Here is a 13552-nt window from a genome sequence, read left to right as displayed (position 1 = left end):
AGGGCGCGGCGAAAATATATTCGCCTAGGGACTGGTCAGCACGATCGCATCACGGTCCCGCGACGCCACCCTTGCCATCTTGAGGTCCACCAGGGCCGATACGAACGTCTCCGCATCGCCGGCGCGCAAGGCCGCGCTGAGGCGGTCGTCGGCCAGACCCGCGCCGGAGATCACGATCTTCTGCCGGCTGTAACGGTTCACCAGTTCGGCAATCCGCCCGATCCGTTCCTGTTCGAAGATCAGGCGGCCGTTCATCCACCCCTCCTCGGCGGCGAAGTCGGTCTTGATGAGCGTCCAGTGTCCCTTGCCGTCGTCGGTCAGGCCGCGCCCGGCGGTCAGGCTGACGGGCGCTTGCCGGGGGGCCTGCGGCAGCGCAGGGCTCGGCAGGGCCGCCACGACCACACTACCCTCGATCATCGCGACCTTGGCCGTGGCCCCTTCGCGGTCCACCACGAACCGGGTTCCCGTGGCGCGGACCGTCATACCGCCCTGGGCCACGATGAACGGGCGCGCTTCATGCGCCACCTCGAAGAAGGCCCGCCCGCGCTCGAGCACGATGTAGCGCTGGTCCTTGCCGAAGCGCAGCGCGATCACCGATTGCGCGTCGAGCACCACTTTCGAACCGTCGGACAGCGTCAGGCGGGAAACCTCGCCAACCCCGGTCGACAGGCTGGTCGAATGATCCTGCCCCCCGGCATCGGCCAGGCGCGCCGGCCTGGGGCTGTCGAACAGCGCCGGCATGAGCAGCGCGGCCGCCACCGATGCGGCCAGCCCCAGCCCGCCAATGCCCATCCACACCCACCGGCGGCGGCTGCGCACCTGCTCGCGCATCCGCAGGATCGCCGGATTGGTGCGCACGCTGTCGAGCGCCTCCCAGGTCGCGCAGCACTGTTCGTAAGCGGAGCGATGCGCCGGATCGGCATCGAGCCACTGCTCGAACGCCTGCTGCTGGGCCTCACTCATGTCGCCCGAGCGATCGCGCGCGAACCAGCGCGCAGCGTCCTCGGCCGGATCGGGCAGGATAGGAGCGCGGCGTTCCATCACTCCCCCCTGCCGATCGTGGCGGAAAGGCTGCGCAAGGCCGCCATGATGTGCTTTTCGACCGCGCTGACCGAAATGCCGTAAAGCGACGCGATCGCGCCGTAGGTCATGTCCTCGAAGCGGTGGGCCACGAAAATTTCCCGCGTTCGCGGCGACAGGTTCTCGATCGCCTCGACCAGCCGCGCCGCGTCGAACCGGGCGATGACGATCCGTTCCGGCGTCAGCCCGTCACTGTACTCCCCGGAATCCTCACCGTTCGATGGCAGGATATGGGGGCTGCTGCGCGCCCCCTTCAGCACGTTGGCCGCGACCGTGAAGAGATAGCCCTGCAGGTTCTCGATGCCGATTTCGCTGCGCCGGCTCTGCATCCGCACGAAGACTTCCTGGACGAAATCCTCGACGTCGGCGGCCGGCGCCCGCTTGGAAAAATACCGCCGAAGCGCCGGGGCGAAGCTTTCGATGCCTTCGCCCTCGTCCCGCTTCTTAGGAGTTTGCCGTGAAGTCATCTCGCCGAACGCACCTAGCCACCTGATTGCAAGAGTGCCCGATGCGAAAACCCCTCACCCCCAGCTGCAAATTTTTAGCACAGTTCTTCCGCGATGCCCCATCGAAGCGGCCAGGCCCGTCACAAATCTGCGCAATTGCCGCTCACGCTCAGCCCCCGCCCTCCCCGGCGGACAATGCTTACGCCTTCACCACCCGCTGCGCGATGGCACCGAACGGTTCAGTGCCGTCATCGGCCCGACCCACCATCCGCACCCGGTCCCCGAAGGCCATGAACGGCGTGGCCGGTGCGCCCCCGGCGATGATCTCGATCGCCCGGCGCTCCGATATGCAGGCCGAGCCGCGCACCGCATAGTCGCGGTTGGAAACGGTGCCGGACCCGATGATGGTCCCCGCCACCAGGTCGCGGGTTCGCGCGGCATGAGCGATCAGCTCGGGGAAGGAAAAGGCCATCTCCCCGCCATTCACCTGGCCAAAGCGCTGGCCGTTCCACTCGACGAGAAGATCGAGGCACACCCGCCCATCGCGCCAGCCCTCGCCCAGTTCATCGGGCGTTGCCGCGAAGGGCGCGGCACTGCACGGCGGCTTGGCCTGAACCCAGCCGAAGCCGGTCTTCATCTCGATCGGAGCGATGGCCCGCAGCGACCAGTCGTTGATCTGGACGATGAGCCGGATGTGCCGCTCCGCTTCCGCCGGGCTCACCCCCATCGGCACCGCGTCGACGATCACCCCGAACTCCCCCTCGAAATCGATCCCGTCGGCTTCGGAGACGAAGGGGATGTCATCGCCCGGTCCGTAGAACCGGTCGGACTGCCCCTGATACATCAGCGGGCGGTCGGTTGCGATCGGCGGCAGGTGAAACGCGATCTGCATCAGCTCGCCATGGTTGTGGAAAGCCGACCCATCCAGCCACTGCCACGAGCGCGGCAGCGGAGACCGGAGGGCGGCGGCATCCAGTTCCTCGCCTTCACCCGCCGCAAGGCGGTTGCAGTGTCCTTGCAGTGCCGTTGCAAATTCGTCCCAATTGTCCATTGCGGAAAGCAGGTTCGGGGCTGCATCCCCTGCAGAAATGCAGCGTTTCCCGTCACTTGAAACGAGAACCAGTTCGCCGTCGGGCGTTCCGTTCGCCCGGGTCGCAACGCGCACCGATCAGTCCTCGAAGATCGCCACGGCGCGGGTCCAACCCGCCGAGGCGCCCTTGATCTTGTGGGGAAAACAGGAAACGGTGAAGCCGTCGCCCGGCAGCACTTCGAGGTTATGCAGCTTCTCAAGGTGGCAATAACCAATCTCGCGCCCAGCCTTGTGCCCTTCCCAGATCAGCGAAGCATCGCCGGTTTCCGCGAATTTCTTGGCGGTATGGACGAAGGGCGCATCCCATGACCAGGCGTCGGTTCCGGTCACCCGCACACCCCGGCTGGTGAGATACATCGTCGCCTCGTATCCCATGCCGCAGCCGCGGCTGACATAGTCGGGATCACCCAGCGCCTTGCCGGCAGCCGTGTTGACCAGCACGATGTCAAACGGCTGAAGATCGTGCCCAATGCGCTTCAGTTCGTCCTCCACGTCCTGCGCTGTGACCACGTAGCCATCGGCGAAGTGGCGGAAATCGAGCTTTACGCCGGGCTGGAAGCACCATTCGAGCGGGATCTGGTCGATCGTCAGGGCCGCCGCGCCGCCATCCTGCGTGGGATGGAAATGCCAGGGCGCATCAAGATGCGTGCCGCTGTGCGTGGTAAGCTTGACCCATTCGGCCGCCGCGAAGCCGGCTGCGTCGGGTGTCTGCTCGGCCGTGACCCCGGGAAAGAAGTGCGCCAGTTCCGGCATGGTCTCGCCGTGGGTCTGGTACGTGATCTCCGGCTTGAGGAACGGCGGATCGGACACCACATCGTTGCACAACGTGATCGAGAGGTCGATGAAGCGGCGTGTCATGGGATGGCTGGCTCTTCGGTTGGGGGCATTGAGAAAATAGTGCCCGGAAGGCGAAACGCCAACGCCGCGCAGAGGCCGAGCAGGACCGCGATGCCAAGGGCCGAGGCCACGGCGGGCGCCCCGCCCAGCACCGGGGCCCAGCTGAAATAGAGGCTGCCGACCAGCGCCACGCCGAGCGCGGATCCGAGCTGCATGCAGGTCTTGAGCAGGCCCGAGGCGGAGCCGGCATGATCGCGGTCAACCTGGGCAACCGCGATCGGCCCGGTGCAGCCCGCCGCCATGCCCATGCCGATCCCGGCGACCACCATCCCCGGCACGATGGCGCTGAGCGGCCAGCCGAACGCAATGGCAAAGAGCACCTGGACCGCGCCGCCCGCCATGAGCAAGGCGCCCCACAGCGGCACCCAGCGGCCGAGGACCGGCAGGAGGCGGCGACTTACGACACCGATCCCAAACATCGCGCCAAGTCCGAACGGCATATGCAGCAGACCGGTCACGAGGGCCGACTGGCCCCGCTCGGCCTGAAGCGCAAAGGCGAAGACGAGAAGGAAACCGGCACTCGCAGCATTGAATGCAACGGCCATTCCGAGACCGAGCCGGAACGTAGCGATGCCGAACAGGGCGGGATCGAACAGCGCGGGCCTGCCCGCGATCATCCGCGCCCGGACGTGCCTCCAGCCGAGCATGGCGAGCGGCACCACGGCCACCAGCGGCAAGAGGTCCCAGGCATGGGCGCCCTGCCCTTCCGCGTCCATCAGCGGCCAGAGAAGCGTTCCGACGGCGGCGGCGAACCAGAGCATTCCCATCCCGTCGTAACCGACGTGCCGCCCGGACCGGACCGGGGGGAGGAACGCGCGCCCGGCCGCAAGGGCGGCGATGCCCACGGGCAGATTGATCAGGAACACCAGCCGCCAGCCAAGGCCGAACAGGTCTGCCTCGATCAGCAGACCGCCCAATATGGGCCCCGCGATCGCGGCCAGCCCGCCGATCACCCCAAACAGGGCCAGCTTCGCCACCCGTTCAAGAGGCTCGAACAGGACCTGGAGCAAGGCCATCGACTGCGGCGCCATGAGAGCGCCGGTCGCCCCCTGCAGCAGGCGGGCGATCACCAGCTCGTCGCCGCTGCGCGCCAGCCCGCAAGCAACCGACGCGAGCGTGAATCCGGTCACCCCGATCAGGAAAAGGCGGCGGTAGCCATAACTGTCACCCAGCCGGCCGCCGGCCATCAGCAGCAGCGCGAAGGCCAGAGAATAGCCCGCGACGATCCACTGCGATTCCAGCGCATCGACCCCGATCCCGGTACGGATGGCGGGCAGCGCCGTGTTGACGATCGTCAGGTCGACGATTTCCAGAACGAGCGCGACGATGAGCGTGAGGAGCGCGAGCTGCCTCTGCCTGGGAGAAAGACTTTGCGGGTCGGCCACGTCAGATCCGGCCCTCGCGCAGCATCGAAACCGCCGCGTCGCAGGCCCGCGCGGTCAGGGCCATGTAGGTCAGCGAGGGATTCTGACAAGCCGACGAACTCATCTGCGCGCCATCGGTGACGAACAGGTTGGCCACATCGTGGGCCTGGCTCCACTTGTTGAGTACCGAAGTGGCCGGATCGAGCCCCATGCGCGCGCCGCCCATCTCGTGGATCGCGGTGCCGCCCGGGCCCGGACTGTCGGAGCCCATCAGGACCTTGCCACCGGCTGCGGTGAGCATCTCGGTCGCATCGGCCTTGGCCTGTGCGAGGGCCGCGTGCTCCTCTTTGCCAAAAGCGAAGTCCACCTTGAGCACGGGCAGGCCATTGGCGTCGGTGCGGGATCGGTCGAGCGTCAGGCGGTTGGTAGGGCGCGGGACGCAGTCGGCAAAGCCGACGAGAACCACACGCCACATCCCCGGATGGCGCAGCTTTTCCTTGTAGTCCGCCCCGATCCCGGCCTCGCGCTTGCCCGCGCCCCAATTGCTTTGCAGCGCCCCGCCCTGGAATGAGAAGCCGCGGCTGTGCCCGGCCCCGTCCATCGTCTCCATGTTGCGATAGCGGGCGAGGATCACCCCGGTGGGCCGGTTACCGAAGCTGGTGTGCCCCTCGAACCCCGGCATCAGGGCCATCGCGGACAGCGTGTTGGCATGGTCCATGATATGCGTACCAAGCACGCCGCTCGAATTGGCGAGCCCGCCGGGCATGGCTTCGCTCACCGAATTGAGCAGGACCTGGACCGAGTTGAAGGCGCCTGCATTGAGAAACACGATCCGGCTGGTGGCGCGGCGGCGCTGTTTGGTTTTCGTCTCGATCCAGCGCACGCCGGTGATCCGCCCGGTGGCAGGATCATGGTCCAGCCCCTCGACCACGGCATCGGTGATGACCGTCAGCCGCCCGGTCTTCTGCGCCGCCGGCAGGGTGGACGACTGGGTGGAGAAATAGGCGCCGTAGGAGCAGCCGCGCGCGCAGATCGAGCGGTACTGGCAAGGAGCGCGGCCTTCCTCCAGCTTGGCCTGGGTCAGATTGGCGGTGCGGCCGATGGTCAGGCAGCGTTCGGGCCAGCGCTCGCGGATCGCCGCGCGCAGGTGCTGCTCGACCGCGTTCATCGCCATCGGCGGCTGGAACTTCCCATCGGGCAACTGAGCCAGGCCTTCGTTCTGGCCCGAGACGCCGATGAACTGCTCGACCTTGTCATACCACGGGGCAAGGTCGGCGTAGCGGATCGGCCAGTCGGTGCCGTGCCCGTCACGCGCATTGGCGCCGAAATCGTAGTCCGACCAGCGGTAGGCCTGCCGCCCCCAGGTGAGAGAGCGGCCGCCGAGCTGGTAGGAGCGAAACCACGTGAACTCGGTGCCCGGCCCCTTGGCATAGGGGTTCTCGGCGTCGTTCACGAAGTGGTTCTGGGTGAATTCGGTAAAGTGGCGGTTGAGCTTCTGGACCGGATATTCGCGGTCATAGAGCGCGGCGTCGCCGATCCCACGGAACGGCATCTCCCACGGCGCCTTGGTTTCGGTCGCATAGTCCTGCTGGTGGCGGATTTCGCGTCCGCGCTCGATCATCAGGACCTTGAGCCCGGCCTCGGTCAGTTCCTTGGCCGACCACCCGCCGGTGATGCCCGAGCCGACGACAATCGCGTCGAAATCCATCGTAATGCCTTTCGGTTCAGCCGAAATCGACTGCGGTCCAGTCGCTCGAGTAGGCGACCGTGGCGGGGGTTGCGGGCAGGTCCGCGTCCCAGCGGCCGGGGACGAGTTCGTAGCGCAGTTCCTGCGCTCCGCCGGTTTCGGACGTGTAGTAGCCAGTGAGGATAAGCGCCTTGATCGTGCGCCACGGGTGCGCCCCCACGCCTTCGGCGAAGGCCTCGACATCAAGCGCGGCGAGCAGGGACGCTCGGCCGGGCGCGGCGAGGAAATTGCCGCCGGCGCGGCGATTCAGCTCATGCTCCAGCCAATCTGCGTGGCGCAGCGAGCCATCGGGACGGGCAAAGCTAGCGAATGCCGGCAAGGCCGCCCCTGCATTCGGCGCGCGTGCGCCCTCGAGGCCATGGGCAAGAGCAAGCAGCACGAAATCACCGGTGCCGACCTCACCCGCGCCGGGGGTGCCGGTGCGGGGCAGGACCAGCTGACTGACCTCGCGCAACAGGGCGCGCAGCGCCTCGCTCGGCGCCTCGTCGTCAGGCAGCTCGGAAAGGCGCACGGCGGCGGCGGGCAACCCCGCCGCGAGCGCGACGAGGGCAGCAACGCCAAGGAAATCGCGGCGGTTCCAGCTGGGGCTTGCAGTGCCGGTCACGCAAATAATCCTTAGGCAGGTATGATCGAAGGGGGCGGGCGCTACAGGCCCGCTCCCTCCTTCAGGCGGCTCAGAAGTCGGCGGACACGCGGATGCCGTAAGTGCGCGGCGCGCCGAACTGCCAGTTGATGATATCGTCGGTGTTGGCAGCGGTGTAGGCCGCATAGAGCACCGGACGATAGTTCTCTATGTTCTGGACGTAGGCCTGGACCGAGTAGCGCTTGCCCACCGGCTTCCAGGTCAGGCTGGCGTCGGACTGGGTGAAGGCCTTTTCCTGCATGTCGCGGTAGTTGAAGATATCAGTGAAGTACTTGCTCTTGAACCGCGTCGACGCGCTGGCCGTCACGGTGCCCGCGCCGCCCAGATCGAATACGTGGTCATAGCCGACCGAGATCACCCAGCGCGGCGCCTGCGGAATGGCATTGCCGGAAAGGTTGGCGATGTCGCCCGGATAGGTCACGAGATCGAGGCCTGTGCGGGTGGGCACCGCCGGATCGAACACGTTGTAAGTGGCGGTGAAATCCTTGTATTCGGCATGCAGGTAATTCACGTTGGCCGTGAAGGTATCGTTCGGCGAAAGGCGGATCACCGTCTCGGCCTCGACACCCCAGATCACCGCCTTGCCCGCGTTGAAGGTCTGCCCGCCGACCGACGGATTGAGCAGGACGTCGTTCTGCAGGTCCTTGTAGTCGTAATAGAAGCCGGACAGGTTGAAGATGTTGTGGCCGCCGGGGCCGAAATTCAGCTTCGTGCCCACTTCGTAGGCGGTGTTGGTTTCCGGCCGGAAAGTCGTACCGGTGCCGTCGAAGCCGCCCGCCTTGTAGCCGGTCGAGACCTTGGCATAGACCAGGGTGTCGCTGTTGGGCTTGTAGTTGAGGCCAGCAAGCCAGTTGAACTTGTTGCCCTTGTAAGTGAGGTTGACCAGCGGCAGCGTGGCCTGGTTGGTCAACTCGATCGGACCGGAATTGAACGCGAAGGCGTAATTGGTCCAGGTGCCCGAACGGGTATCGTCGGTGTAGCGACCGCCGAAGACAGCGGTGATCTTCTCGCCCAGCGGCACTTCGACCTGGCCAAAGACCGACCAGTTCTTCGACGTCGTGGGATGGCGGAAGTAGTTCACATAGCCGCCGTTGGCGCCGATGAACGGAATGTAGAGGCCGCCGTTGGTGTTGAGCTTCTCCTTGAAGAAGAACGCCCCTGTCTGCCAGGTGATGCCGCTGGTCACGCCGTTGAGGCGCAGTTCGTGGCTCTGCGTTTCGACCGGGCTGCCGAAGTTGGTGAAGGCATAGGCCGGGCTGAGCGTGTTGACGCCGGTGGCATTGGTCTTGCGGTAGCCGCCGGTATACGTGAAGGTCGCGGCGCCCAGGTCGTAGGCGATGCGCCCGCGGACGGCATCGCTGGTCTGCTTGAAGGTGCTGAGCCCGGTGAGGACCTGATTGTAAGAGCCGCGATCGATGTTCGCGAGGAAGTTCGTGTTCGCGGGGACGCACTGCACGCCCGGCGTGCCGGGGCCGACTTCCTTCCAGCCGTTGAGCGCGCAGGTCGCGCCGGGACCGTTCGCCGCCTGGGTCAGGTCGACATAGGCCTGCGAGGCCGGGATGATATCGGTCTCGATGTGTTCGTAAGCCGCGTCGACCGTGAGATTTTCAGTCGGATTGAGGCGCAGGCTGGCGCGCACGCCCCAGCGGTGATCGTCGCCGCTGCGATTGCCCTGGCGGGTGACGTACCCACCGAGCTGGGTCGGAACCGTGTTGGGATGGAAGTTGTACCCGTCTCGGTCGGTATAGATGCCGGCGACACGGATTCCGCCGATATCCCCGAGCGGAACGTCGACGCCGCCTTCGAGCGTGACAAGATTGTAGTTGCCATAGGTCGCCGACGCATTGACGCCGAAATCCTTGCCCGGCTTGCGGCTGATGAAGTTAACCGCGCCGCCGGTCGAGTTACGACCATAGAGCGTGCCCTGCGGACCGCGTAGCACCTCAACGCGCTCAAGATCGAACGTGGCCGCGTTCAGGATGGTCGGGCGGTTGATATATTCGCCATCGATGTTGACCGCGATCGACTGGTCCTGCGCCTCGCCGATGCTGCTGGTGCCGACGCCGCGGACCGAGACCTTAACGTTCGTCGTGTCCTGCGTGATCTGCACCGAGGGCGAAATCTTCATCAGCGACGAGAAGTCGGTCACGCCCTTGTCACGCATCGTTTCGCCGGAAACGACGGCGATGGCGATGGGCACGTCCTGGACGTTTTCCGCCCGGTTCTGCGCGGTGACGACGATTTCCTCGTCCAGCCGTTCATCCGCTGCCGCCGCCTGAGCGAATGCGGGCGTCGCCAATGCCAGCGATCCCGCGCCGCACAGCAAGCCGAACGCAATCTTGCGAATAGCCATCTTCAAACACCTCCCGAGATGGTGGGCTCTTGCCGAGTCCACAAATTAGAATTTAAGTTTTATAATATCAGGAGCCCCTGTCAAGAACTATCATTCTAGTTCCTCGGGTTCCATTTTTGGCCTGTCAGGCGGTCTGCCCTTGGAGCGTCTCTGCAAACCAGTCGGCGATGCAGTCGCGGCCGTAGGCCATGTTGTCGGCGCCAACGTGCTCGACCCCGCCCTCGCGAGCGGTGAAGATCACCTTCTCGCGGCGGGGTGAGTTGACGAGCTGGTCGTAGAGGTCATCGGCGTAAGAGACGCTGATCTGGCGATCCTGTGCCCCGTGCGTAACGAGGAACGGCACGGTGATCCGGTCCATGTGCCCGTTGAGGTTCATGTCTTCCGACTTGGCGAGAAACTCGTCCATGTCCCTGGCGCCGAAGGCCCACATCACGTGGGCCCAGTAGTGCGGCACGGGGTTTTCACCCTCGCGCTTCATCCGCTTGTCCTGCACTTCACGCCAATTGTGGTTGGCGCCCCAGACCGCGCCCGAGGCGAAGCGCGGCTCGTAGGCGACGGCGCGCGGCGCAAAATGACCGCCGAGCGAAATGCCGGTCATACCGATGCGCTTGGGATCGACGTCGGACTGCCGTTCAAGCCAGTCGACCGCCTTCGAGGCCCAGCTTTCGGAATGTGGATCGACCGGCAGGCCCTGGAGGCGCAGCGCTTCGCCCGAGCCGGGCTGGTCGACGCAGAGGGTGGAAATGCCGCGCCGGGCCAGCGCCTCGGGCAGACGCGACCAGAAGAGCAGTTCCTTGCAGCTATCGAGGCCGTTGCAGTAGACCACGACCGGATGCGGCCCCGGCCCGGCTGCGCGCGTGTAAAGCGCGGGCATCGTACCGGTCTCGAGCGGGATCTCGACCCGCTGGCGGTTGATCTGGCCGAGGCGGGCCGAGCGTTCGAAGGCGGCGAGCGCCTTGGCGTAGGTTTCCTTGCGGCCGGGGTGGCCGTGGCCCTGCATCCGTTCGGCGGTGATCAGGTAGAGCGAGGCGCGCTCCAGCTTGTTCGAGGCGCTGAAGGCGCGGCCCCTCGCCTCGTCCTCAACGGCCAGTTCGATCAGCTTTTCGCCCATCGCGGCCCATTGTTTCATGAACTGCGGCGTACCGGCATCGGCGCCCGAGGCCGCCGCGTCGCGGATCGGCTGGCACATGTCGACGATTTCGCCGATCTGCGCCCCGCTCTCCAGCGCGATGGCGACCGATAGGTTCCAGATGTAGTTGGGGAAGTATTCGAACAGGGCCATGGGTACCGTCAGAAATAGGGGTGTGGATTGATGGTGGTTGGCTGGATCGGCTGCAGCACGTCCCAGTGCTCGACGATCTTCCCGCCCTGGAGGCGATAGATGTCAGCGACCGAACCGCCCTGACCTTCCGCGCCGGACCGCCCGCGGAGATGAATCACGGCCGTGTCGCCATCGACCACGATCCGCTTGATCTCGAACACCGAGCCGGGTGCGGAAAAGATCGGCCCCAGCGCCTTGACGGCCGCTTCGCGGCCATCCGCGATATTCGGATTATGCTGCACGTATCCGCGCGCGACGTGCGCTTCGAAGGCGCCCCGCACATCCTTGAGATCGTAGAAGCGATGCGCGAAGTCCTTGACCACGGCACGGTTGCGCTCGGTCAGCGAAGGCGCCGGGCGGGCCGATACGGGCCCGCTGCCGGCGACGATCGCCGCCACGACAAGGGCAAGACCGGCCTGCCGACGCATGTCAGGCTTCCGCCGCCTGGAACAGGCCGGGATTGGCATGGGGATGCGGCAGGGTCTGTGGTCCGCCAACGCCGATGCCCCACTGGTCCATGACCATCGGCGCGGGGGTGTAGACGGTGGGCTCGCGCGTCTCGAAGTCCACCACTTCCAGCTCCGAAGTATATTCGGTGACGAAGCCTCCCGGCGTAACGAAATAGGAGAAGGTGTTGTTGCCCGCCGTGTGCCGGCCCGGCCCCCAGCCGATGTCCACGCCCTTGAGCTTGAGGCGGTGCGCCCCGCGCATCATGTCGTCGACGGACAACATGTCGTAGGCGACGTGGTTGAGGCACGGCGGTCCGGGCAGGATCGCGAAACGGTGGTGCGCCGAGTTGCAGCGCAGGAAGCACATGAAGTCCCCCAGCCAGTCCGACACCTTGAAGCCCAGCACATCGGTGAAGAATTCCACCAGCGCATGATGGTTGGGCGAGTGCAGCACAATATGGCTGATCTTGACCGGGACCCCTTCCCAGTGGACCAGTTCGCGGCTTGGGCCGCGCGCGACATCGGCGGAGATTTCGAGTTCGAGCCCGTCGGGCGAGAAGAAACGGAAGCCGTAGCCGCCGCCCGGCGAGGTCAGTTCATGGGGCTGATTGACGATCCGGCAGCCGGCAGCTGCGACCTTGGCGCAGAGGGCATCGACATCGGCACGGCTATCGGTCGCCAGCGCGATCACGTCGATACGATTTTCAGGCGCCTGCCGCAGCCGCACCACATGGTGCTCGTCGTGACCCGGGGTCTTGAACCAGGCCATGCCGTCGTCCGACGGGACCGAATCGAGCCCCCAGACATCGGCGTAGAATGCCTTCTCGGCATCGAGGTCGGCAACGCCGTAGCCGACATAGCGGATTTCGGTAACGCGGGTCATGGATCTGTCCTTCAAATCGGCTGCGAGACGACCGCGAACATTTCCGCGGTGGCCTTGTGATTATCGACCGGCGGGCCCTTGCCGATCTGGCCGTTGCAGATCGCGAGGCTGGCGCGGACAATGTAGGCGCAGCGCTCGAACCGCCGGTCGCGGTAGGCTGCGAGCGCCTGCTCGACGCTCTCTGCCTGCTCGATCTCCTCGGCCAGCACGATAGCGTCCTCGATCGCCATGCCCGCGCCTTGCCCCAGGTGCGGGGTGGTGGCGTGAACCGCGTCGCCGAGCAGACCGATCCGGCCCTTGTTCCACGGTCCTTCGACCAGCATCCCTTCGAGCGGACGATAGACCACGCCGGCATCGTCGGTGATCTGCTCGCCCAGATCGCGGATCGCCGGGGCGCAGTTCGCCAGCTTGCCCCGCATGGCGGCGGCAAGGCCTTCCGTCGGGTACTTGGGGTTCCCCAGCTCGGGCGTGGTAACGTACATGTACATCAGGTCAGCGCTCATCGGGACAAGGCCGGCCCCGGTGGGACCATTGTAGACCTGCAAGGCATCAAGGCCGGGGCTGCGCGGAAAGTTGTAGCGCCACACCGACTGGCCGGTGAACTCGGGCCGCTCCGCCTCGGGCAGGATCATGTCGCGGGTCTGCGAATAGACCCCGTCGGCGCCGATCACGGCATCGTATGCGCCCTCGGTGCCGTCGGAAAAGCGCGCGCGGACCTTGGTGCCGTCATCGTCGAGACCGGCGACCGTCAGGCCGAGCCGAAGTTCAGCGCCCAGCGCCTTGGCCCTGTCGCCCAGCACCTTTTGCAGCGCGCGGCGGCCGATGCCAACGTTGGCGGGCTTGCCCTCGACCAGCCGCGGCGTGGGAATGCGGGCGACCTTCGTACCGTCGGGCGCGAAGACTTCCACCGCGTCGAATCCGCAGGCCGCATCAAGGAAGGCATCGAGCACGCCGAGTTGGTCCATCGCCCGGACCACGTTCGACTGCTGGATGATGCCCACGCCATAGACCGACCACTGCGGATCGCGCTCGATCAGGGTAACCAAATGGCCCTTGCGCCTGAGCGCGATGGCCGCAGAAAGCCCGCCGATGCCGGCGCCGATAATGAGAATATCGAGATCGTTCATCGTTCTGTCGCGCGCGGCGCAAAGCCCGCTGCGCGTTTCTCCCATGTGCGGCAGACACATTGTCCGCTCGATCGTCGCAGGCAGAATTAGAACGCGGGTTGCAATTATCCGAATGATTTGTTTGTATGGTTTTCCATTCACAGGACAAATGG

At 65.7% G+C, this 13552-nt stretch carries 12 protein-coding genes; all 12 read right to left on the bottom strand.

Annotated elements, in window-relative coordinates; genetic code table 11:
- Positions 1 to 24 precede the first annotated feature (24 nt).
- Positions 25 to 1041: a FecR family protein gene (locus H7F51_RS08215; RefSeq protein WP_185663758.1), complete on the bottom strand. Its 1017-nt coding sequence runs from the start codon at positions 1039 to 1041 to the stop codon at positions 25 to 27.
- Positions 1041 to 1547 carry an RNA polymerase sigma factor gene (locus H7F51_RS08210; protein WP_185663757.1) on the bottom strand — a complete coding sequence of 169 codons (507 nt, stop codon included), beginning with the start codon at positions 1545 to 1547 and terminating at the stop codon, positions 1041 to 1043. The genes H7F51_RS08215 and H7F51_RS08210 overlap by 1 nt, the downstream gene beginning before the upstream one ends.
- A 178-nt stretch (positions 1548 to 1725) precedes the next feature.
- A complete protein-coding gene (locus H7F51_RS08205) occupies positions 1726 to 2691 on the bottom strand; it encodes a fumarylacetoacetate hydrolase family protein (RefSeq protein ID WP_185663756.1) in 966 nt (321 codons plus the stop codon).
- A gap of 3 nt (positions 2692 to 2694) precedes the next feature.
- Positions 2695 to 3474 (bottom strand): cyclase family protein, encoded by a 780-nt coding sequence (locus tag H7F51_RS08200; protein ID WP_185663755.1) that lies wholly within the window; start codon positions 3472 to 3474, stop codon positions 2695 to 2697.
- Positions 3471 to 4898, bottom strand: coding sequence for an MFS transporter (locus tag H7F51_RS08195; RefSeq protein WP_185663754.1), 1428 nt, complete (start codon positions 4896 to 4898; stop codon positions 3471 to 3473). Before H7F51_RS08195 ends, H7F51_RS08200 begins: the two co-directional genes overlap by 4 nt.
- A 1-nt stretch (position 4899) precedes the next feature.
- Positions 4900 to 6585, bottom strand: coding sequence for a GMC oxidoreductase (locus tag H7F51_RS08190; protein ID WP_185663753.1), 1686 nt, complete (start codon positions 6583 to 6585; stop codon positions 4900 to 4902).
- A gap of 16 nt (positions 6586 to 6601) precedes the next feature.
- Positions 6602 to 7228: a gluconate 2-dehydrogenase subunit 3 family protein gene (locus H7F51_RS08185; protein ID WP_343061251.1), complete on the bottom strand. Its 627-nt coding sequence runs from the start codon at positions 7226 to 7228 to the stop codon at positions 6602 to 6604.
- 70 nt (positions 7229 to 7298) lie between these two features.
- Entirely contained in the window at positions 7299 to 9620 is a 2322-nt protein-coding gene (locus H7F51_RS08180) for a TonB-dependent receptor (RefSeq protein ID WP_185663751.1), read from the bottom strand.
- A gap of 124 nt (positions 9621 to 9744) precedes the next feature.
- Positions 9745 to 10902 (bottom strand): alpha/beta hydrolase family protein, encoded by a 1158-nt coding sequence (locus H7F51_RS08175; RefSeq protein ID WP_185663750.1) that lies wholly within the window; start codon positions 10900 to 10902, stop codon positions 9745 to 9747.
- Between the two features lie 8 nt (positions 10903 to 10910).
- On the bottom strand, positions 10911 to 11369 hold the full coding sequence (locus H7F51_RS08170) for a nuclear transport factor 2 family protein (protein WP_185663749.1): 459 nt from the start codon (positions 11367 to 11369) through the stop codon (positions 10911 to 10913).
- Position 11370: 1 nt separating this feature from the next.
- Positions 11371 to 12273: a VOC family protein gene (locus H7F51_RS08165; protein WP_185663748.1), complete on the bottom strand. Its 903-nt coding sequence runs from the start codon at positions 12271 to 12273 to the stop codon at positions 11371 to 11373.
- 11 nt (positions 12274 to 12284) lie between these two features.
- Positions 12285 to 13400 (bottom strand): FAD-dependent oxidoreductase, encoded by a 1116-nt coding sequence (locus H7F51_RS08160; RefSeq protein WP_185663747.1) that lies wholly within the window; start codon positions 13398 to 13400, stop codon positions 12285 to 12287.
- Between the last annotated feature and the right edge of the window lie 152 nt (positions 13401 to 13552).

Origin of the sequence: Novosphingobium flavum (genome assembly GCF_014230315.1) — a bacterium.
Taxonomy (GTDB): domain Bacteria; phylum Pseudomonadota; class Alphaproteobacteria; order Sphingomonadales; family Sphingomonadaceae; genus Novosphingobium; species Novosphingobium flavum.
The sequence above is the reverse complement of the archived record's forward strand: the minus strand, read 5'-3'. Positions and strand labels throughout refer to the sequence as shown.

Coding starts and splice junctions, on each gene's coding strand:
- H7F51_RS08215 (WP_185663758.1), bottom strand. CDS start 1,041: ATGGAACGCCGCGCTCCTATCCTGCCCGATCCGGCCGAGGACGCTGCG.
- H7F51_RS08175 (WP_185663750.1), bottom strand. CDS start 10,902: ATGGCCCTGTTCGAATACTTCCCCAACTACATCTGGAACCTATCGGTC.
- H7F51_RS08200 (WP_185663755.1), bottom strand. CDS start 3,474: ATGACACGCCGCTTCATCGACCTCTCGATCACGTTGTGCAACGATGTG.
- H7F51_RS08210 (WP_185663757.1), bottom strand. CDS start 1,547: ATGACTTCACGGCAAACTCCTAAGAAGCGGGACGAGGGCGAAGGCATC.
- H7F51_RS08170 (WP_185663749.1), bottom strand. CDS start 11,369: ATGCGTCGGCAGGCCGGTCTTGCCCTTGTCGTGGCGGCGATCGTCGCC.
- H7F51_RS08165 (WP_185663748.1), bottom strand. CDS start 12,273: ATGACCCGCGTTACCGAAATCCGCTATGTCGGCTACGGCGTTGCCGAC.
- H7F51_RS08160 (WP_185663747.1), bottom strand. CDS start 13,400: ATGAACGATCTCGATATTCTCATTATCGGCGCCGGCATCGGCGGGCTT.
- H7F51_RS08180 (WP_185663751.1), bottom strand. CDS start 9,620: ATGGCTATTCGCAAGATTGCGTTCGGCTTGCTGTGCGGCGCGGGATCG.
- H7F51_RS08190 (WP_185663753.1), bottom strand. CDS start 6,585: ATGGATTTCGACGCGATTGTCGTCGGCTCGGGCATCACCGGCGGGTGG.